Consider the following 18,622-nt stretch of genomic DNA (forward strand, 5'->3'; position numbering starts at 1 on the left):
GCGGCAATCTCCCTTGATTGGAACGGAGGTGGGGTGGGGAAGGGGAATATTCAGTTGTCGGTGCGCTTGCGTAACTCAAGTTCGGTAACGGTGACGGATCCCTCGCCGGCAAAGACGCCGATCCGTCCCGCGGACAGGTCATAGATCCGGGCGCTGAGCGCAACCTGACGGTCGACGACGGCGACGCACAGGTCGCCGTCGACAATGACCTCCAGGATGTGCTCGCCCGGGTCAAGGTCGCAGGGGCGCTCCAGCTCGATGTCGAACGGGACGTCTCCGGAGACGTGCCATTGCGCGTCGCCCGTGATGGTGCGGGGCCACCGGTCGAAGACGAGCCGGCCGCGCTTGGGTTCCAGGCGCAGAACGTAGGAACGGTCTCCGTCGTGGCTTGACCGCAGCAACAGCCCGCATTCGGTGGTGTTGGCGGCTATGTCCAGCACGGCCTTGGCATAGAACTGGTTGGGCAGGTCCTCGTTGGAGATACTGGCCGTGTACCCGTCCGGTACGTCGAGCGGTGTGGGCAGGTCGTTGGTCAGGGATACCGGGATGTCCTCCCAGAAGCTGTCCACAAGTTCATCGGCGAAAGAGAATCCCAGGGTTCCGTCCGGGTTTTGGTGGGCTTCCAGGACGGACATCGTGCCGGCCCACTGCCAGGGTCCCTGATCGGTGTTGCCTTCCTTACTGGCGATCCATCCGAAGAAGAAGCGGCGCCCCTCGCGCTCTGCTGTCTTGGATGCGTAGAACGCGCGGCCGTCGATGCTGTCCAGCTTCGGCACGGTCCAGGGCCCGTCGGGGCTCTTGGCCATGCGGTAGCGGGTGGTGAACGATTCCGAGAACTCGGAGTAGACCATGTACCACCAGTCGCCCCAAGCGAAGACGTCGGGGCATTCATGCGTAATGTAGCGGCGCGGATCCCAGAAGGGTTCGGTGTGCTGCCAGGTAATCAGGTCACCGGACACGCACTGGGCAATGACACCCCGGCGCCGTTCGGGCCCGTCGGAATGCCGTGCCGCCAACAGCATCCGCCACTGGTCCTTGCTCTCATCCCGGAACACGAAGGGATCCCGCCAGTCTCCGGATTCGTACCCGTCGGGAGCACCAAACGTGAGTTCCGGGTGCTTTGTCCAGGTCCGCATGCTGTCAGTGCTCGAGGCGTGCATGACCAGCTGCAGGGGCGTACCGTCCGGGCCGAGATTCTGGGGGTTCTGGCCCGTGTAGAACAGGTGGTGAATGCCGGAATCGTCGACGACGATACTGCCCGTGTAGGCGTTAAAGTCCAGATCGGTTTCGCTGCCGTGGTGCAACGAAACGCCATGGTCCTCAAACTGCGTGAGGTCCTTGGTGGTGACGAGGTTCCATGAAGTACCGGGTTTGGGATCCGTGCGGTCTTCGTGAAGGTAGAAGAGCCAGAACTCTCCATCCTTCTCGAATGGGATAAGGTCCCCAACCCATCCGTCGTTGGGCTGGAAGAAGACTGAGCGTTTCATCTGCGCTGATGTCCATTCTGCTAAAGCGTTTGATCACTGTAAGCTAGCGTTAATACCAGGGCTGATCAAGCGTTTTAGCAAAAGTTTCTTGTCTAGTCCGTTGACCTTCACCTTTGCAAGCGCCGAGTGAACCGGGCCGTGAGGGATAGTGACAAACGGGTTTGATTAAACGCTTGACGCAGGCCAGCGGATCGCACAATCGTCCTGCGTAACCGGTGAGTCCACGTCCCTCGACGTTGAGCGGCACCTGAGAATGTCAATCTGATTTGGGTCCACTTGACCTTGGGATTGCAGTCCCATTTGGGTCCACTAGCCGTGGGCAAAGATTGACGGTCCTTCGCACGGGGATCACAAATCTAACAAAATTAACAGCATCAGCGACCACACCCAGTCTTGTATTTGCGCTTATGCGTAATTAGGCTGGGCGCAAATGGATGAACTGAGTGCGATTTTCCTTGCGCTGGCGGATCCCACCCGCCGTGCTCTGCTGGCGCAACTGCAGCAGGGTGAGGCGACGGTGACCGAACTAGCCGCTCCGCACTCGATTAGCGTGCCGTCCGTATCGCGCCACCTGAAAGTGCTCGAGCAGGCCGGGCTGATCACTAAGTCCAGATCGGCCCAGTGGAGAAACTGCCGGCTTCAACCTGCCCCGCTACAACAGGTTGAGGAATGGATGCGCCCGTACCGCGATTTCCTGAGCACACGGCTGGATCGCCTGGACGCTCAGCTCGCCATAAACCCCGAACGGCCCGATGAGCTCACAGAACTGGAGGATAGATGATGACCAACTACCCGACTCAGGATCGAAGCTTCACCCTCACCCGAATTTTGGCTGCATCGCGGCAGGCCGTGTTCACCGCTTGGACCGACCCTGAGCATCTTGCATGGTTCTATAACCCCGACATGCCCACACCGACCACACCCATTGAGGTCGACCTCCGGGTTGGGGGAACGTGGAAACAGCAGATGGTCGTCAACGAGAAGCTTAGTTACCCCACCGGGGGGATTTACCTGGAGATCGTTCCCGGCGAACGACTCGTTTTCCGCTGGGGAGCAGTTGGAGGATGGCCCGAACTCGACGGCGAGAACGAACTGACTGCCCCTGTTGTCACGGTGCAGCTGAACGACTTGGGCAAGGAAACGGAGCTCGTCCTCACAGTCCAGTTCTCTGAGCATCTGGACATCGAAGAGGTGCAACAGCTCATGCTGGGAGGCACTCAGGAGGGCTGGGGTGCCACCATCGACCGGGTTAAGGACAGCACCGCCATGGCGCCCAAGACTAATGGGCGCATGGCCGGGCCTCAGATCTATGTCTTTTTCCCGGGAACGGCGCGGGAGGCATTGAACTTTTATGCGGATGTTTTCGGCGGTGAGCTCTCCCTGCACACTTACGAGGACTTCGGCAGGAGCGACGGCCCACCAGAGGCCGTAGCTCATGGTGTGCTCAATGGCGTCGTTGCTCTGGCAGGATCGGATGCAGCCGAGGGCCAAACAGCGGTCCGGCTCGAAGGCATCATGCTCTCGCTGCTGGGAACCGCCGAACCGTCGGTCCTCCATGAGTGGTTCGACAAACTCTCCGTTGACGGGTCGGTGCTCGACCCACTCTCGCCAAAGCCTTGGGGCGCGTCCGATGGCCAAGTCATTGATCGTCATGGACTTCACTGGCTTGTCGGATATGAGCCCGCGGCGTGAGCGACGCCCAATTACTTTCTCAGCTGGCGAGTGAGCGAAGGCATGTTCTTCGAACAGTCGACGGCCTCGAGAACGATCAGATGCGTCGAACTATAGTCCCGTCCGGCTGGACGATGACGCAGCTGCTCAACCACCTGGCCTTCGACGATGAGATGTTCTGGATATCGGCTGTTCTCGGTGGTGATGACAGGGCAATCGCCGGACTTCACAACGGTTGGGCGTCCGGACCGATGACCGGCGCTGAGGCCGTCAACATCTACAAGCGTGAAATCGCTCGAAGTGATGAGGTCCTTGCGAGGATCGATTTGGATGCCCCTCCCCGCTGGTGGCCTCCAGCCAGCGTGTTCGACGCACCACCGATGTCCAATGGGCGTGAGGTCCTGTTTCGCGTGCTCGCTGAGACTTCCGTCCACGCGGGCCACCTCGACATCGTCCGAGAGCTAATCGATGGACATCAGAATCTCGTAGTGGAATAGTCCCGACTTTTGGACGGCTAAGGCGGCAGTCCGATTGGAGAACACCGACGTATCGTCGCGTTCTTAGGGATTTAGCTAGCCGCTTGCTGGGCCACCGTGTGGGCGAGCCGGTAGGAGTCGGTACCGGTTTCGATGATGGTTCCTTTGAAGGTCAGCCGGTCCACAATCGCGGCGCACAGACGTGGGTCGGTGAAAGTTTTGGTCCAGCCGGAGAAGGATTCGTTGGTGGCGATGGCCACGGATGCTTTTTCTTCGCGTTCGGTGAGCACCTGGAAGAGAAGTTCGGCGCCGCGTTTGTCCAGCTCCATGTAGCCGAGTTCGTCGATGCAGAGCAGGTCGACGCGTCCGTAGCGGGCGATGGTCTTCGCCAGTGCCTTGTCGTTCTCCGCCTCGACGAGTTCGTTCACCAGCCGCGTTGCAAGAGTGTATTTGACCCGAAAGCCCTTCTCAGCCGCAGCAGTCCCGAGCCCAATGAGCAGGTGGGATTTCCCAGTCCCGGAATCCCCGATCAGACACAGCGGTGACCCTCTCCGGATCCAGTCTCCGGTAGCGACGGTGTGGATGGTTGCGGAGTTGATGTTTGGGTTCGCTTCAAAGTCGAAGTCCCGAGCCACTTATCTCGGGGAAGCCAGCTGATTTGACCCTGCGGATAGAGGAGCGCCGGTCCCGGTCGTCGCACTCTGCCAGCAGTAATTCGGCTAGGAAGCCCTGGTACGAGAGCTGTTCTTTACCTGCGACCGCCAGGGCTTCATCGAGGACGGCACGGATGGTGGGCAGACGTAGCCGCCGGCAGGCCTGGTCCACAGCGGCGACGGCGGCTTGTTCGGTCAGCCCTCGGCGGCGGCGCAGGGTCTGCGAAACAACAATGGGCGGGGTAGGGCTCATGAGATCTGCTCCTTGCTCGGCAACGCTGGCTCGAGATCCGTGGCGTGGATGGCGCGTCGCTTCAGCAGCTGGTCATAGCCGGCCACCGTCGGCTGCGGGCGTTTGTCCGGCGGCAAGCCGGCGATCACGGCCGCCGGGTCCGCGAGGCGGCGCTAGGTCAGACTGACAACTCGGTGCTCAACGATTTCTTTTTTCACACCGGGATCGCAATCTGGCCGGACCCACCCCGGGGTGTTCCGTTCCGCGGCCACACGCCGTGCTTCGACCGCGACGACATCCGCGCTGACCGCTCCGACGTGCAGGGCTGCGGTAATCCCGGCGATGACGTCGCCAGCCTCCATGACCCGGTGGAAGCAACACGTCGATCAGTTCACGGGTCGCCGCGGTATCGCCGTCTGTTTTGCGGGCAGCGGCCCAGAAGGCGTCATGGGGCGGTGTGAAAACCCCTGATTCCCGCGCCTGCGCCAGTGCCGTGGAGCCCAGCGCACCTGGCTTGATTTTTTCGGTGCCCCGCGGGCGGGCACCCTGCGCGGCGGCGGTTCCGCAGACGCCAACGCCTGTCTGACCGTTCTGCGCGAGACGCGGTGCTCCCGGGCAAGAGACCGGATCGATAAACCCCTGATCCTGGCGTCCCGGCGTATCCTCGCGAAAAGCTCCACTCTCGACTCCATTACTGCCTTCCACTGTTGGGAAACCTCCTGATGGAATCAACCGTGGAGTGGGCTCAACTGAAACTGCGATTCATCAACCGGCGAGCCGATAAGTGGGCCCCAACCAAAACTGCAAACCCGGTCCCCACTCAAACTGCCATAAGCAGTCACGGCATTGTCACGATCACTGGTAGATGTTTCTCCTGCCCGAAGAGCGCGCGCGTTGCTGCCCGGGACCTCGCCAATAATCATCGAAGTGACCGCAAAGACCCGAACAACCGGGGTGCCAGGCAGAAAGACGCATCCCCGCTCACCGGACCGAAGCGTCCTGAGCTGAATGCTTATGTTTTCGGGACTTCCCAGCGGGGCGCCGCTGTCCAGGATGCGTCCGCGACACAACGGGACGGGTACAGACGGCTGGGTCGCGTGGGCACTGAATGGTGTGGGGCTCGGGTGTGCAGAGCCGGGTGCACGGGGTTCGGCGAAGCGATCAGGGGATTATTTTCTCCGCGCGGTACCGGTCGAACAGCTGCCGGAAGGAGTCTTCCGTGCGCCGGTAGCCTATGAAGCCGGCCAGACGGCTTTTGCTCATGTCCGCGAGAACCTCAATATTGCGTCCCAGATCGGCGTCCGTGTGCCACCATGACGCAACCCGAGCCAGGTCGGCCTCGACGAGACCGTGAGTGGCGGCAATTTTGGACCACAACTCGTCCATGCCGTGCATCTGTTCCTCGAGCGGCCGCGAGGAGCCCTCGAAGCCTTCGGCTTTCAAGCCAAAATAGGCGGCAAGCTTTGGCCACATCCAGCGCCACCTGAAGACGTCACCGTTGACCACGTTATACGCCTGATTGCACGCTGTTTCGGTGGTGGCGGCCCAGATCATGTGCTCCGCAAGGAGTTCCCCGTCAGTCATGTCGGTGAGGCTGTTCCATTGGGTCTCGGAACCGGGAAAGACGAAGGGTTTGCCGAGTTCCTTGCACAAGGTTGCCTGTGCGGCCAGCGTCAAACCCATGTTCATCGCGTTACCCACGGCATGGCCGATGACCGTGTGGGAACGGTGCACGGACCAGCGGAACCCCTGCCGTTCTGCGGCTGCCCAAAGCTCGTCCTCCTGCGCGTAGTAAAAGTTCGGTGCCGGTAGCCGGGGCTCTTCCTCGTGGAAGGGAGTGTCGGGAATTGGGCCGGCTCCGTATGACTCGAACGGGCCCAGGTAGTGCTTCAGCCCGGTCATCAGTGCCACGTGTTCGACGGGGGCGTGGTCCAAGGCTCCGAGCAGGTTTCGGAGCATTGCTGCATTGACGTTGATGTTCTGTTGCTCGGTCTCCTGCCTCGCCCACGCGGTGAAGAAAACGTGTGTGGGCATCTCATCGCGCAGGGACGCGGCGAGGCCGTCCGGAGACAACAGATCCGCGGATATGTGCCGGGCGGGCGAACCCGCAACAGGATTCCGGGACAGCGCAAGAACTGTCCAGCCACCGTTTTGATTCAGTTGTTCGACGATGGCCGAACCGGCGATGCCGCTTGCGCCGACAACCAGCGCAACCCTGTCTTGATTGACGCCTGAGTCGCCGGCGGGGGATGTCATTACTACCTGACTTTCTTTGTGTGCCATTTGCCGAAGACCGGCGGTGTAGACATTCGCGCTGGAGGTCATCAGCGCACCTTACACGGCGATGCTCTACTCATGGATTCGCTCGCTCAGATTCAAAGCCTGGACAAAGCCATAAGAGGGAACTAGACAGCGCCACAGAGTGGACTCCGTGGCGCTGTTTGCTGATGGAATGCTTGACCTTTATGAACTGCTCGACTGCATTCGTTTGCGTTCCGAAATGTGCTCCACCAGTTCACCCACACGCTCCTCCGAGTAATTGCGCGCGATGTCACCCTGGCTGATAATGCCGACCAACTTGTGGTCAGCAATGACCGGGAGCCGCCGGACCTGGTACTTCTCCATCATTTCGATGGCGGCGTCGACGTTCGCATCGGCGTCAATCCAGCGGGGCGCACCGGTTGCGAGGTCTCGGGCCATCATCTCGCGTGGATCACGGCCGAGGGCAACGCACTTGAGCACGATGTCCCGGTCAGTGATCATGCCCTTCAACTTGCCGTCGTCACCACAGATCGGCAATGATCCGCAATCCAGATCCTGCATCATCCGTGCGGCATCTACGAGGGTCTGGTTCTCTTTAATACACTGTGCATCCGTAGTCATGAATTCACGTACGGCACTCATTGGTCCTCCTTCATCGATTGAGGTATCGACGCAGAGTCACCGGGCACATGCGCCGATGTTGCCAGCGTACGCCGGGGCGGGGGGCGATGTCGACGGCGGTTTCTCACTGTTTGGAAGCTTGCGTCAACTACCGGGGCAAGACCAATCAATAGGGCACGCAGTGACTGAAAAATCTGCATTTGGCCCGTCATCGACTGTCCTTTACCTTGTCCAGTTCTGAACCAGGGGTCGGAATCAAACGGCTGAGACCGTCAAGAATCAGGTTTAGCCCGAAGTCGAATTCATCCCCGAAGTCATAACCGGGTTTGAGGACGTGCTCGACGGCGATCTCCACCATGTGGGGGTATTCGCCGGTGGAAAATCGCTCCATGATGGGGGCGGTGATCTCGGCGGCGGTGTCCCGCCCGTCAAAGGGCAGGGCAGCCTCCTGGAGGGCGAATCCGTAGATGTAGCTGTCGAGCAGGGCGTAGGCGTGGGCGGTCATCGGAACCGAAAAACCGGCTCTTCTAAGCGTGCCCAGCGTCGCGTCATGGTGACGAAGGGTCGCTGGGCCAGAGGTGCGCGATTCCAACAGGCCAACGGCCCACGGATGGCGTTTGAGCGCTGCGCGCATCGCGTGCGCCCTCCGGTGCATTTCCTGCCGCCAGGAGCCAGCGGGAGAGGGCAGCTCGATTTCGCTGAACACAAGGTCAACGATGCCATCCAAAATCTCGTCCTTGTTCGCTACGTAGTAGTAGAGCGACATGGGTTTGGTTCCCATGCTCTGCGCGAGCGAGCGGATGGTCAGAGCGGCGATCCCCGACTCATCGGCAAGGTCCAAGGCGCACTCGAGCACCTTCTCCCGACTCAGCGGCAGTCGCTTCCGGGGAACTGGCGGCGTAGTGGTCGGCACTGAGAACTCCTAGGGCCGTAGCGTATTAGTACATCGTACGATACGCTCTTTAGTACAGTGTACGAAATAACGCGAAGTTCACTCCGAATGGTTGAAAGGAACGGCCATGACCTCTGATCAGCAAGCTCAGAAGACGCCTCGTTCGGGCGGCGCGGCCCCAGCGGAAGTCACGATGCGGGCCATCGTGCAGGAGGCCTACGGCTCCGCCGATGTCCTGCACATGACGCAGATTCCGAAGCCGAAGATCGCCGAGAACGAAGTGCTTGTCCGGGTCCGCGCCGCAGGACTGGACCGGGGGACCTGGCACATAACCACGGGCCTGCCCTACGCCTTGCGACTGGCCTACGGCATCCGCGCCCCTAAGAACCCTGTCCCGGGGCTGGACCTGGCCGGCACCGTCGCAGAGGTCGGAGCGGCAGTGACCAGGTTCTCGGTAGGCGACCAGGTCTTCGGCGTCGGGAAGGGGTCCTTCGCTGAATACGCGGCGGCCCGCGAAAGCCAGCTCGCCGGCAAGCCGGCAAACGTCAGTTTCGAACAGGCCTCGGTGGTCCCGGTGTCCGGCTGCACCGCCCTTCAGGCGCTCCGCGCCACGGGCCCGATCGTGCCCGGACAGAAGGTGCTGGTCCTTGGGGCCTCGGGCGGAGTCGGCAGCTACGCCGTGCAGCTCGCCAAAGCGGCCGGGGCCGTGGTCACAGGCGTCTGCAGTACCGCCAAGATGGACCTGGTGCGTTCCCTGGGCGCCGACCACGTCATCGACTACACCAAGCAGGACTTCGCCGACGGCAGCGAGCACTACGACTTGATCCTGGACATCGCCGGGAACCCCACCCTGTCACGCCTCCGCCGGGCGCTCACCCGTACCGGCACGGCTGTGATCACGGGTGGCGAGGAAGGCGGGTCCTGGACGGGCAGCATGGACCGGCAACTCCGAGCCCTGGCTCTGTCCCGGTTCATCCCTCAGCGGCTGACCATGGTCTTTGGCACAGAGGGCGCAGCGGACCTCGAACACCTTGCCGGACTCCTGGAAGCGGGAACCCTGGTTCCGGCCATTGACCGGAGCTATCCGTTGGAGCAGGTTCCCGAGGCCATGCGCTACTTCGACGCCGGCAAGACTCGCGGCAAAATCGCGATCACTATCTAGACATCGAGGTGCGGGCATCCGCATTGGGCTTAGCCCATCCCGGCCGGGCCCTCCCAAGCGCCGCCGGCGCCGGTCCCGCCATCACCGCGGTCGTCATCCATGCCGCAGCGCCTGTATCGGCCGCCGTCTTCGGTATGCTCTTCGTTCCAGTCGTGACGGATGTTCAACCTGCACAGCAGGGGCCCAGAGCATGATCTTCTCCGAGTCAACGCGGCCTCTTGAACGCCTGATCGCACCGGGGATAGCATTGCCGGCACGGTGCCGAGGGAGCAGCTCTACCGACCAGCGGATACCGACGTCGATCACCTCGAGGAGCCAGCCATGGGCGAGACAACTGCAGAGGCGTCATCAGCGGAGCTGATGGTCGACCTGATCATATCGCTGGACGGGTACGCGTCGGCCGAGGGTTGGCCGGGCTGGTGGGGTCTGGAAGGTCCGGAGTACCTGGCGTGGCTCGAGCAGGAGGGGGAGAAGGACTACACCTTCCTTCTCGGGGCGAAGACGTATCGGTTGATGTCCGGCATGTCGGAGGAGGCCGCCGCCGGGGACTCGGGATTCTCCGAGAACGAGGGGGCGAGCCTGACCGGCCTTGCCGCCGTGCCGAAGATTGTCTTCTCCTCCACACTGCAGGCGCCCCTGACGTGGCCGAACTCGGAACTGGTCACGGGGGATGCTGTCGAGGCCGTGGCGGAGATGAAACGGAGCGGGACCCGGCCCTTGAGCACCCTGGGCAGCCTCAGTCTCTGCCGGTCGCTGCTGACCGCTGGGCTTGTAGACAGGTTCCGCGTGGTCGTCTTCCCGGTGATCACGGGCCGCACGGGGCGGGAGCGGATCTACGACGGCTATCCGGATGTCTCGCTCGAGATGGTGGACAGCAGGACCTTCGACGGCCGGCTCCAGCTGCTCGAATACGCCCCCACCGTGCTCAGCGGCCCGCCGGGCACAGGTCCGATGTGAGACATTCCGTGCGGAATCCCTCGGCATGTGGCCTCTGGGTTGGTGCCCGACGGCGGTAAGAACCCTTTTCCCGGCACCTTCCTACTCATCCAGAGGAGGAGACGGTGTTCGGCGCCTCTGGAGCCGCCCGCACATACGACGCCGAGACCCTGCGGTAGACGGGGGTCAGGAAGGCCAGCAGCGCGGCAACGATCATAATGATCCCGGCGATCAGGAACACCAGGGCGATGCCGCGGGAGGTGCCTTCGCCCAGCAGCGGGGCCAACTGGGCGGCGCCCTCTGCGGACCGCGCGTACGGGATGATCCAGAACTGGGCGATCGGCGCGATGAGGAAGGCGGTGACCGGCGCCGCGGCGGACTCGAATGCCATGGCGAATCCGAACACCCGGCCCTGGCGGGGCAGGGGCACCACCTGCTGGATGACAGTCTGCTCGGCGGCCTCCACGAACGGTATCAGGACCAGGTACAGCCAGATACCCGCGACGTACAGCCAGGCCCACTCCCGCAGCGTGAACACCGCACCAAGGAGCCCCATCACAGCCACGGCGATGAGCATGGTGCGCAGCGGGTTGGCGCCGAGCCCGAATTTGCCGATCAGTGCGCCGCCCACGATGAACCCGGTGGAGCCGAGAGCGAAGACGGCCCCCCACATCTCCACAGAGAACATCTCCAGTCCGTACGGATCCATCAGCGCCATGTAGACGCCGCCGATGAAGTTGTTGAACGTGGAGAACAGGATCAGCGCGAACAAGCCGGCTATTGCCAGCACGGCAGCGAGTGAACCGCGCAGATCGAATCCGCCGTGCGCGTCCGTGGCCGCTGCGCGCACCTCCTCGGGCATGCGCAGCATGAGCAGGTGCCCGAAGGCCAGTGCCGTGAGCACCAGGGCGACTACGATCGTCCAGCCCATGCCCAGCAGCCCGACCGACAGCCCGGAGAGCAACGAGGTGACGATGAACATCAGTCCCTGCACCATGCCCACGAGCCCGTTGGCGTTGGCCCTCCGGTCGGGCTCGATGAGGATGGTGACCGTGGTGGACAACGCGATGTTGCGCATGTTTTCCACCACCGCGCCGACCAGGATGATCAGCATAAACAGCCAGAACCACGGCTGTGTCAGGTCCAGCAGCCACGCCGTGGGTGTCAGCAGGAACATGACCCCGGACAGCACGAACATCACCAGGGTGAAGCCGGCAGCGAAGCGCATGACGGCCAGCTTGCGGTAGCGGTCCACGAAGGTGCCGAAGCTGATGCTGGAAAGGGCGATCAACAGCATGTACGCGCCACCGACCACCCCGGTGGCGATCACGTTGCGCGTCTCCAGGTACACCCAGAACGTCAGGGCGAACCAGAGGTAGCTGGTGGTGACGTTGGCAAGCGCCGTATTCACCAGGATCCCGGTGAAGGTGCGGGCCCGCTGTGCCGGACTGCGCAGGGACGTGTCGATGGCATCGGGATCCTCCAGGTGCGGGGCTCCGCCCTCCTCGACCGGCGCGGAGGTGACCGCCGCATCCGCGGGGAAGCCCGGGCCGCCGTCGGGAGCCGTAGCGGCCCTGGGCGGGGCCGGTTCCTGCTCGCTCATGCGTCCCAGTGTACTGACAACGGCCGGGGCGGAACACGGCTGCGCCCGGTGGGAAGTCGGCGTAAGGAAATCAACCAGAAGGCCGCATCAGCCCGTAGCTCAGGAGCACGATGCCAGACGGGAAGGGCTTGCACTCCAGTAGCCTTAGCTTCTTCCATCCGCTGATCCTGCCAAAGAAGGGCACTCCGCCGCCCAGAATAACCGGGACGACTGCGACGCCCAGCTCATCCAGCAAATCCATTTCGATGAATTCAGTGACGAGCTGGCCCCCTCCAAAGACGCAAATATCCTTATCGTCGGGGATGGAGGACTTGACCCGGGCAACGAGGTTCCCCAGGTCGCCTGAGAAGAGCTGCTCATGCCCTGCCGTGGTCATGGACTCGTCATGGGTGACAACGTAGGTCGGAACCGCAGAGCCCACGCCGCCCATCCCCGACACTTCCCGGTAGGTGTTGGCCCCTATGACGTAGGCGCCGGTTCTGAGCTCGGTGGCCTCGAAACCGTAGTCCTCATTTTTCGCCATGGCATCGTTCAGCCACGACAAGTCTCCGTTTTCCGAACGGATGTATCCGTCCAGGCTGACCGCCATCCCGCCGAAAACGGTGCTCATGAACGCAGACGCTATTCACCCCTGCCCCCACCGTCAAGGCCGTCGCGAGCGCAATATGGACAGTAGAACTATCCGATAGTTATACTATCCATATGAGAATGGCTGAATTGAGCAGTGCCAGCGGCGTCCCGGTCGCAACCATCAAGTTCTACCTGCGCGAGCGGCTGCTTCCCGCGGGTGAACGGACGGGGCCGAACCAGGCTCGCTACGGCGAGGAGCATCTGCGCCGGCTGCGCCTCATCCGTGGCCTCCTGGAGGTGGGCGGACTCAGCGTCGCGACGGCCCGGGGCGTCCTCGACGCGGTCGATTCGGAGCTGCCGCTGACTCAATCCTTCGGCGTGGCGCAACGAGCGGTCTCCGCCACGATGGATCCGGCCGACATCGACCCCCAGGCCCTGGCCCGCATTGATCGGCTGCTTGCCGGCTGGCGCGTCTCCGGGGACAACCCGGGCCGGCTCGCCGCTGCCTACGTGCTGCAGACCTTCGATTCCGTGGGCCAGAGGGATGAACGGGACTGGTTCTCCCGCTACGCCGCCGCCGCCCTGCTGGTCGCCGAGGCCGACTTGGACCAGGTTGAGGCCCGCGGCAGCCGTGAGGACATGGCCGAAACCGTGGTCATCGGCACAGTGTTGGGGGACGCCCTTTTTTCCGGGCTTCGCCGTGCTGCGCAGGAGCACGTCTCTTCCCTTCGTTATCCCGTTTCGCCCGAACCCGGCCGCATACCCACCCTGGAGTGATGATGTCCACGACCACAATCACCTCGTTTCCTGCCCTCCAGACCCGCTGGCACCAACCGCTGCTCTGGCTCAGCCTCGCTATGGCAGCCTCGGCCCTCGCGACTCTGGCGGGACTGATCTTCGACCCCCGGTTGCTGGACGGGTCACCGCTCTGGGCCAAGCCCTTCAAATTTTCCACCTCGATCCTGATCTACGCCGTGACGCTGTCCTGGCTGCTTGGCCAGCTGCCGCGCTGGCGGCGGCTGGCCTGGTGGGCCGGAACGGCGAGCGCTGTTTTCCTCGCGGTGGAAATGGTCATCATCGGGGGAGCCGCGGCGGCGGGCAATACGAGCCATTTCAACGTCTCCACGCCCCTTGCGGCCAGCCTATGGTCCGTCATGGCCGCGTCGATCGTCATCGTGTGGCTCGTGGCACTGCTCGTGGCGCTGCTGCTCTTCCGGGCTCGGCTCGGTGACCCCGCGCGTTCCTTGGCGATCCGTGCCGGGCTGGTCATTGCTCTCATCGGGATGGCCCTGGCCTTCCTCATGACCGGCCCAACGGCGGACCAGCTCAACAACTTCCGGGGCATTGCAGGGGCGCACACGGTTGGCCTTCCCGACGGCGGCCCCGGCCTTCCGCTGTTGGGCTGGAGTACGGAGGCGGGAGACCTGCGCGTGCCCCACTTCGTGGGCATGCACGCCCTCCAGCTCATCCCGCTCTCAGCCCTGCTACTCGAAATTGGCGCCCGCCGGATTCCGCTGTTGCGGGCCGCCGCCACGCGCCTCGGCTTGGTCTGGATCGTGATCATGTCCTACCTGGGTGCCCTGATGCTGCTCACGGTGCAGGCTCTGGCCGGGCAGTCGGTCGTGCGCCCCGATGCGGCTTTCACGATCTGGGGCGTGACGCTCCTGGCGGCGGCGGGCATCGCCGTCGTCGCTGTCCTCACCAGGGGGCGCCGCGCCGTCCTCGCGCTGCATCGCGCCGCGTTGAGGCCTATTTCCCCTTCCGAGCCCTAAAGCAAAGCTGAACTCAGCACTCTCAGACGAGGTTGGGCGCGCTCGCCACAATGTAATCAGTCGCCGCCGGACCGGTCATGGCAAGAGCGTTGCTCGAAGAACTGATGCCGTGGCCGTCCTGAAGCGCTTTGAACAACGCACTCGGCGAGGCCGTCCGGGCGTGAGTGATCCGGCACCAACTGGTGTAGAGGCCATACAGCGTATCCGGTCCAAGGCCGGCTCCTGCTTCCCGGTCGGCGGCGATGGCCTCGGAGAGAAACCGGTTAAAGTGTGCGGTGGAAGTCATTTTTGCCCTTTTCAAAGTGTTTGTCGGTGCCGGTCTCGCGTCCGCGGCACCCAGCCTCGTTAGGTTGGCCGAGCTCGGGACGAATGTTGTTCGGAGCGGATCCGGCTACGGATGGGAATGACTCTGCGCGCACCCACAGCCGGGACTGCTTATCGACGGGACGGTACTACTCGGCCGACGGGCGCCTTCGTTGTCGCTTCGTCGCCGCCCGCTGCTCCTTTGCGGCGAGGCGCCGACGGTTCGAACCGCGGGTGGGTTTTGTCGCCCGGCGGCTAGCGGGTTCGGGAGCAAGGCCATCTGCCACGAGGTCGGCCAACTTGGCCAGGGCGATCTCGCGATTACGCAGTTGCGAGCGCCGCTCGGAGGCGGTCACGGTGATCACCCCGGCGGTGATGCGTCGACCCAGGCGCGTGACCAGCATCAGCCGTTGGCCATCCGAAAGCGCTGCCGAATCAACGACGTTCCATGAGAGCTCGACGCGGCTGTCCGAGGTGTTGACATGTTGACCGCCCGGCCCGGACGAACGCGAGAACCTCCAGCCGAGTTCCGACGCGGGGATCGTCAGCGCAGGCGACACTTCCAGATCCATGCAACCAGCGTTGCACGATTCGGGGCGAGGTCGGAGACGTATATGCGGCGCGCCGCCGTCAGTCATGGTCCTCAAGGCGAGCTCCCCCTAGACAGACCGGTCTGTCTCGGCTTCGCCGTCGTTCGCCGTAACGTGCGGCGGCCCAAGGGCTGTGCTCCCAGGGAGAAGGCGATAACTGGGCGGCGATGAGCGTACGGTGGAGGTGTAACAATGTAAGCAGGCTTAGCTTCACGTGGTGACCGCGAACGCAATACACCGCATTCCATCGAACGCAACGGACGCAGCGGGCGGATCTGAGCACCACCCGGCAGGGGTGAAAGTGAGCAACGTGAGTGACGCCCGGAACAGCGGCATACGGGACCGCATCCTTCAGACAGCGTCGGACCTGTTCTACTTCGACGGCCTGAACGGCGTGGGGATCAACAGGATCATTGAAGAGGCCGACGTCGCCAAATCGACCTTCTACAGGTACTTTCCCACGAAGGAGCATCTCGTCCTGGCCTACCTCGATGAGATGGACAGGCTCTGGGCATTGGCATTGAGGCAGGCTGCGGGACCGGATCCCACGCCGTCGGCAGAGCGACTCTCAGACATGTTTGATGCGCTTCTCTGGGACGGGCATCCCGAGGAGTACCGGGGCGCCGCGTTCCTGAAGGCGTCGGCCGAGGCCAGCGCCGGCAGCGTCGTGCAGCTCAGGGTGGCCGAGCACAGAGCCGGCGTTCTGGAGTGGATAAGTCGCCTGTCCCGGCAGGCCGGCGCCGCCGATCCGGATGGGCTCGCCCGAACGCTGGCACTTCTCCTCGAAGGGGCGTTGGCGCTCGGCATGCCCACCTTGGATGCCGACAACCCTCGCCTGGCACAGGCTGCCGCCCGCCAGATCATCCAAGAGGCCCTTTCATAGGCCGGGAGATTTCGGCCTGCATGAGGGATGCGATCCCCACGAGAATCGCCTCGTTGAGCTGAGCTATACAAGACACTTGGCACACGGCCCGCAGGGAAGTTTCGGACCCTTGACGGCTTGCTCGGAGCTTGGCATCGTGGAATTTGGATCGAGGAGGCGACCGCCATGCAAGAGAAGAGCTGGTCGGTGAAGATCGTTATCGACGAATTTGAAAACCAAACGCGGGCCACGGCGCGGCTGCGGCCCGAGAATCGGGCTGAACTGGAAAGCGTCGGGTGGGCCAGGCTGAATCCCGCGGATTCCGATGTCCCCGAAATCGGGGACGAGCTGGCGACCGCACGCGCCCTGGCGGACCTGGCGCACCAGCTGATCGAGGTCACTGCGGCCGATATCGAGCAAGTTACCAAAGAAACGCCGCATCTGCGGGCGTAGCCCCGGCATGCGGTCCAGGCGGAGGCGCCGAGGCCGACGTCGAGCGTGGCCGCGCAATCTCGCGAGCTTTATCGTCGGAGCGTTTAGCGGCGACATCTTCATGACGAACCGGGCCTGTTTTTGCGTCCGGCCACGAGCCAGCTGTCTGGAGTGCGGCCCAAAGAAACGCTGTGAAATTTTCGGGACCCGTGTCGATTTGCCCTCGCGCTGTTCGACCTGTGGGTGAGAAGGTCGAAGGGCGGCCTTCCAAAAACCTAGGAGATTGAAATGGCAAAGTACATGTTGATCATGCGCGGAACCGACGAGTCGTACGCCAACCTTGAGAAGGCCGACTTCAACGAAATGCTCGAGACCATGGGTAAGTTCAATGATGAACTGATCCGCGCCGGTGTCCTGCTGGCAGCCGAGGGCCTGGACGATCCGAAGGAGGGCGTCGTGGTGGACTTCACCGGCGAAACCCCCGTGGTCACCGACGGGCCCTACGGCGAAACCAAGGAGCTGTTCGCCGGCTACTACATCCTGGATGTGGCATCGAAGCAGGAAGCCGTCGAGTGGGCCAAGCGGGCACCCATGACGGCCGGGACCAAGACGGAAATCCGCCGGGTACCCTCGATCGACGAGTTCCCGCAGGACAACGAATGGATCCAGAAGGAACGCGCGTGGCGCGAGCAGGCCGGGCAGCTCTGAACCGGCCGGGTCTGGTCCTGCCCGACTTCAACCGACAGTGAGCAGCAACGAGGCAAGGGCCGCCGTCGAAGCGGTGTGGCGCATGGAGTCCGCCCGCATCGTCGGCGCCCTTGCCCGCTATACGGGCGATTTCGCCCTTGCCGAAGACCTTGCACAGGAGGCGCTTGCCGAGGCGCTCGTGGCCTGGTCGGTCAATGGCGTCCCCGGCGAGCCGGTGGGTTGGCTGCTGACCACCGGCCGCCGTCGTGCGATCGATGCCTTCCGGCGGCGCGCCGCCCGGGAGGAACGGTACGCGCTGCTCGCCCGCGACCTCTCCCACGAGGAGCCGGGCGCGGATTCCCTCTTCGACCCCGAGGCGATCGACGACGATGTGCTGGCCCTGATGTTCATTTCCTGCCATCCGGTGCTGTCCAAAGAAGCGCGGATCGCGCTGACGCTGCGCGTGGTGGGCGGCATGGGCACCGACGAGATCGCGAAGGCGTTCCTGGTTCCGGTGCCAACTATCCAGGCGCGCATCACCCGGGCCAAGAAGACACTTGCCGCCGCCCACGTTCCATTCGCCGTTCCCGAACCGCACGAAATACCGGAACGGTTGGGCTCTGTCCTCCAGGTGGTCTACCTGATCTTCACTGAGGGCTCCTTCGCGTCAGGCGGTGACTCCTGGATGCGCAGGGACCTGGCCAGCGAGGCGCGCCGGCTGGCCCGTGTGCTGGTGCGGCTGGCGCCACAACCTGAGGTGTTTGGCCTGCTGGCCCTGATGGACCTGACGGCCGCGCGGTTCCCGGCGAGGCTCGATTCGTCCGGCCGGCCCGTCCTCCTGGAGGATCAGGACCGACGGCGGTGGGATCAGTCAGCGATCCGGCGCGGTCGCGCGGCGCTTTCGACGGCGGTTGCTGCGGGCCGCGGGCTGGGAGTCTACGGGTTGCAGGCCTCCATCGCAGAATGCCATGCGGTGGCCCGCTCGGTTGCGAAAACGGACTGGCAGCGGATCGTCATCCTCTACGAGGCGCTGGGGCGGTTGTCGCCGTCGCCGATTGTTGAACTGAACCGCGCGGTGGCGGTGGCCATGGCCTCGGGCCCGGCGGCCGGGCTGGAACTGATTGAGGCGATCGCGTCCCGTGGCGAGCTCAACGGCTCGCACCTGCTGCCGGCCGTCAGGGGCGAGCTCCTGAGCAGGCTTGGCCGTCGCGAAGAGGCGAAATTGGCGCTGCAGCAGGCAGCCGGCCTGTGCGCGAATGCGGCGGAACGCGCAGCGCTGGAACGCAAGATCGACGAGCTGGCCAGCCAGTAGCGCTCCGGGAAGCAATCCCGGGGGTAGATTCGATGCGCAAGTTACTTGAAACTTTAACTAATCGGAGCTAGGGTTAACTTCAAGCTTCAAGTAATTTCA

General features: G+C 63.3%; 19 protein-coding genes and 3 pseudogenes. 12 read left to right on the plus strand and 10 right to left on the minus strand.

Annotation, left to right across the window (positions count from 1 at the left end; genetic code table 11):
- Positions 1 to 50: 50 nt before the first annotated feature.
- The gene (locus tag CXQ90_RS10715) at positions 51 to 1,487 is read right to left on the minus strand and encodes a GH32 C-terminal domain-containing protein (protein WP_104139037.1); all 1,437 of its coding nucleotides are present in this window, start codon (positions 1,485 to 1,487) and stop codon (positions 51 to 53) included.
- 430 nt (positions 1,488 to 1,917) lie between these two features.
- On the opposite strand from CXQ90_RS10715, the gene CXQ90_RS10720 reads away from it, so the two are divergent.
- The 4 genes and pseudogenes from CXQ90_RS10720 (at position 1,918) to CXQ90_RS10730 (ending at position 3,655) form a co-directional block, all read left to right on the plus strand.
- A complete protein-coding gene (locus tag CXQ90_RS10720) occupies positions 1,918 to 2,268 on the plus strand; it encodes a helix-turn-helix transcriptional regulator (RefSeq protein WP_104139039.1) in 351 nt (116 codons plus the stop codon).
- A pseudogene (locus CXQ90_RS22900) lies at positions 2,268 to 2,729 on the plus strand (SRPBCC domain-containing protein); the annotation flags it as partial. The gene CXQ90_RS10720 and the pseudogene CXQ90_RS22900, both read left to right, overlap by 1 nt.
- Before the next feature lie 48 nt (positions 2,730 to 2,777).
- Entirely contained in the window at positions 2,778 to 3,179 is a 402-nt protein-coding gene (locus tag CXQ90_RS22905; protein WP_258064496.1) for a VOC family protein, read from the plus strand.
- Complete coding sequence (locus tag CXQ90_RS10730) at positions 3,176 to 3,655, plus strand: DUF664 domain-containing protein (RefSeq protein WP_104139041.1); 480 nt, start codon at positions 3,176 to 3,178, stop codon at positions 3,653 to 3,655. Before CXQ90_RS22905 ends, CXQ90_RS10730 begins: the two co-directional genes overlap by 4 nt.
- Positions 3,656 to 3,726: 71 nt before the next feature.
- Here CXQ90_RS10730 and istB read toward each other — a convergent pair.
- The 5 genes and pseudogenes from istB to CXQ90_RS10760 form a co-directional block, all read right to left on the minus strand.
- A pseudogene (gene istB, locus CXQ90_RS10735) lies at positions 3,727 to 4,540 on the minus strand (IS21-like element helper ATPase IstB).
- A pseudogene (locus CXQ90_RS22910) lies at positions 4,537 to 5,041 on the minus strand (IS21 family transposase); the annotation flags it as partial. The pseudogenes CXQ90_RS22910 and istB, both read right to left, overlap by 4 nt.
- 639 nt (positions 5,042 to 5,680) lie before the next feature.
- A complete protein-coding gene (locus CXQ90_RS10750; protein ID WP_104139042.1) occupies positions 5,681 to 6,775 on the minus strand; it encodes an SDR family oxidoreductase in 1,095 nt (364 codons plus the stop codon).
- Positions 6,776 to 6,982: 207 nt separating this feature from the next.
- Entirely contained in the window at positions 6,983 to 7,423 is a 441-nt protein-coding gene (locus CXQ90_RS10755) for a CBS domain-containing protein (RefSeq protein WP_104139043.1), read from the minus strand.
- Between the two features lie 187 nt (positions 7,424 to 7,610).
- A complete protein-coding gene (locus CXQ90_RS10760; protein ID WP_258064482.1) occupies positions 7,611 to 8,243 on the minus strand; it encodes a TetR/AcrR family transcriptional regulator C-terminal domain-containing protein in 633 nt (210 codons plus the stop codon).
- A 178-nt stretch (positions 8,244 to 8,421) separates the two neighbouring features.
- On the opposite strand from CXQ90_RS10760, the gene CXQ90_RS10765 reads away from it, so the two are divergent.
- A complete protein-coding gene (locus CXQ90_RS10765; RefSeq protein WP_219816663.1) occupies positions 8,422 to 9,456 on the plus strand; it encodes an NAD(P)-dependent alcohol dehydrogenase in 1,035 nt (344 codons plus the stop codon).
- A 321-nt stretch (positions 9,457 to 9,777) separates the two neighbouring features.
- Positions 9,778 to 10,413, plus strand: coding sequence for a dihydrofolate reductase family protein (locus CXQ90_RS10775; protein WP_104139048.1), 636 nt, complete (start codon positions 9,778 to 9,780; stop codon positions 10,411 to 10,413).
- Between the two features lie 85 nt (positions 10,414 to 10,498).
- Here CXQ90_RS10775 and CXQ90_RS10780 read toward each other — a convergent pair whose 3' ends face one another.
- Together CXQ90_RS10780 and CXQ90_RS10785 are read right to left on the minus strand one after the other, a co-directional pair.
- Positions 10,499 to 11,995 carry an MFS transporter gene (locus tag CXQ90_RS10780; protein ID WP_258064483.1) on the minus strand — a complete coding sequence of 499 codons (1,497 nt, stop codon included), beginning with the start codon at positions 11,993 to 11,995 and terminating at the stop codon, positions 10,499 to 10,501.
- 70 nt (positions 11,996 to 12,065) lie between these two features.
- Positions 12,066 to 12,605 (minus strand): dihydrofolate reductase family protein, encoded by a 540-nt coding sequence (locus CXQ90_RS10785; protein ID WP_104139050.1) that lies wholly within the window; start codon positions 12,603 to 12,605, stop codon positions 12,066 to 12,068.
- A gap of 98 nt (positions 12,606 to 12,703) precedes the next feature.
- Between CXQ90_RS10785 and CXQ90_RS10790 the strand changes: the two genes are divergently transcribed.
- Positions 12,704 to 13,342, plus strand: coding sequence for a MerR family transcriptional regulator (locus CXQ90_RS10790; protein WP_258064484.1), 639 nt, complete (start codon positions 12,704 to 12,706; stop codon positions 13,340 to 13,342).
- Positions 13,342 to 14,337 (plus strand): hypothetical protein, encoded by a 996-nt coding sequence (locus CXQ90_RS10795; RefSeq protein WP_219816664.1) that lies wholly within the window; start codon positions 13,342 to 13,344, stop codon positions 14,335 to 14,337. Before CXQ90_RS10790 ends, CXQ90_RS10795 begins: the two co-directional genes overlap by 1 nt.
- 22 nt (positions 14,338 to 14,359) lie before the next feature.
- Here CXQ90_RS10795 and CXQ90_RS10800 read toward each other — a convergent pair whose 3' ends face one another.
- Together CXQ90_RS10800 and arfB are read right to left on the minus strand one after the other, a co-directional pair.
- Positions 14,360 to 14,623, minus strand: coding sequence for a hypothetical protein (locus tag CXQ90_RS10800; RefSeq protein ID WP_104139054.1), 264 nt, complete (start codon positions 14,621 to 14,623; stop codon positions 14,360 to 14,362).
- A gap of 166 nt (positions 14,624 to 14,789) precedes the next feature.
- Positions 14,790 to 15,212: an alternative ribosome rescue aminoacyl-tRNA hydrolase ArfB gene (gene arfB / locus CXQ90_RS10805; RefSeq protein ID WP_104139056.1), complete on the minus strand. Its 423-nt coding sequence runs from the start codon at positions 15,210 to 15,212 to the stop codon at positions 14,790 to 14,792.
- A gap of 319 nt (positions 15,213 to 15,531) precedes the next feature.
- On the opposite strand from arfB, the gene CXQ90_RS10810 reads away from it, so the two are divergent.
- From CXQ90_RS10810 to CXQ90_RS10825, 4 genes are all read left to right on the plus strand, one after another.
- Positions 15,532 to 16,113 (plus strand): TetR/AcrR family transcriptional regulator, encoded by a 582-nt coding sequence (locus CXQ90_RS10810; RefSeq protein WP_258064485.1) that lies wholly within the window; start codon positions 15,532 to 15,534, stop codon positions 16,111 to 16,113.
- Positions 16,114 to 16,278: 165 nt separating this feature from the next.
- Positions 16,279 to 16,545 carry a DUF1876 domain-containing protein gene (locus tag CXQ90_RS10815; protein WP_104139057.1) on the plus strand — a complete coding sequence of 89 codons (267 nt, stop codon included), beginning with the start codon at positions 16,279 to 16,281 and terminating at the stop codon, positions 16,543 to 16,545.
- 267 nt (positions 16,546 to 16,812) lie between these two features.
- Positions 16,813 to 17,232, plus strand: coding sequence for a YciI family protein (locus CXQ90_RS10820; protein ID WP_104139059.1), 420 nt, complete (start codon positions 16,813 to 16,815; stop codon positions 17,230 to 17,232).
- Between the two features lie 37 nt (positions 17,233 to 17,269).
- Positions 17,270 to 18,523 (plus strand): RNA polymerase sigma factor, encoded by a 1,254-nt coding sequence (locus CXQ90_RS10825; protein WP_104139060.1) that lies wholly within the window; start codon positions 17,270 to 17,272, stop codon positions 18,521 to 18,523.
- Positions 18,524 to 18,622: the final 99 nt, after the last annotated feature.

It is taken from the genome of Arthrobacter sp. ZGTC131, assembly GCF_002929275.1.
GTDB lineage: Bacteria > Actinomycetota > Actinomycetes > Actinomycetales > Micrococcaceae > Arthrobacter.

Coding starts and splice junctions, on each gene's coding strand:
- CXQ90_RS10780 (WP_258064483.1), bottom strand. CDS start 11,995: ATGAGCGAGCAGGAACCGGCCCCGCCCAGGGCCGCTACGGCTCCCGAC.
- CXQ90_RS10820 (WP_104139059.1), top strand. CDS start 16,813: ATGGCAAAGTACATGTTGATCATGCGCGGAACCGACGAGTCGTACGCC.
- arfB (WP_104139056.1), bottom strand. CDS start 15,212: ATGGATCTGGAAGTGTCGCCTGCGCTGACGATCCCCGCGTCGGAACTC.
- CXQ90_RS10790 (WP_258064484.1), top strand. CDS start 12,704: ATGGCTGAATTGAGCAGTGCCAGCGGCGTCCCGGTCGCAACCATCAAG.
- CXQ90_RS10775 (WP_104139048.1), top strand. CDS start 9,778: ATGGGCGAGACAACTGCAGAGGCGTCATCAGCGGAGCTGATGGTCGAC.
- CXQ90_RS10715 (WP_104139037.1), bottom strand. CDS start 1,487: ATGAAACGCTCAGTCTTCTTCCAGCCCAACGACGGATGGGTTGGGGAC.
- CXQ90_RS22905 (WP_258064496.1), top strand. CDS start 2,778: ATGGCCGGGCCTCAGATCTATGTCTTTTTCCCGGGAACGGCGCGGGAG.
- CXQ90_RS10765 (WP_219816663.1), top strand. CDS start 8,422: ATGACCTCTGATCAGCAAGCTCAGAAGACGCCTCGTTCGGGCGGCGCG.
- CXQ90_RS10795 (WP_219816664.1), top strand. CDS start 13,342: ATGATGTCCACGACCACAATCACCTCGTTTCCTGCCCTCCAGACCCGC.
- CXQ90_RS10800 (WP_104139054.1), bottom strand. CDS start 14,623: ATGACTTCCACCGCACACTTTAACCGGTTTCTCTCCGAGGCCATCGCC.
- CXQ90_RS10720 (WP_104139039.1), top strand. CDS start 1,918: ATGGATGAACTGAGTGCGATTTTCCTTGCGCTGGCGGATCCCACCCGC.
- CXQ90_RS10755 (WP_104139043.1), bottom strand. CDS start 7,423: ATGAGTGCCGTACGTGAATTCATGACTACGGATGCACAGTGTATTAAA.
- CXQ90_RS10785 (WP_104139050.1), bottom strand. CDS start 12,605: ATGAGCACCGTTTTCGGCGGGATGGCGGTCAGCCTGGACGGATACATC.
- CXQ90_RS10750 (WP_104139042.1), bottom strand. CDS start 6,775: ATGACATCCCCCGCCGGCGACTCAGGCGTCAATCAAGACAGGGTTGCG.
- CXQ90_RS10815 (WP_104139057.1), top strand. CDS start 16,279: ATGCAAGAGAAGAGCTGGTCGGTGAAGATCGTTATCGACGAATTTGAA.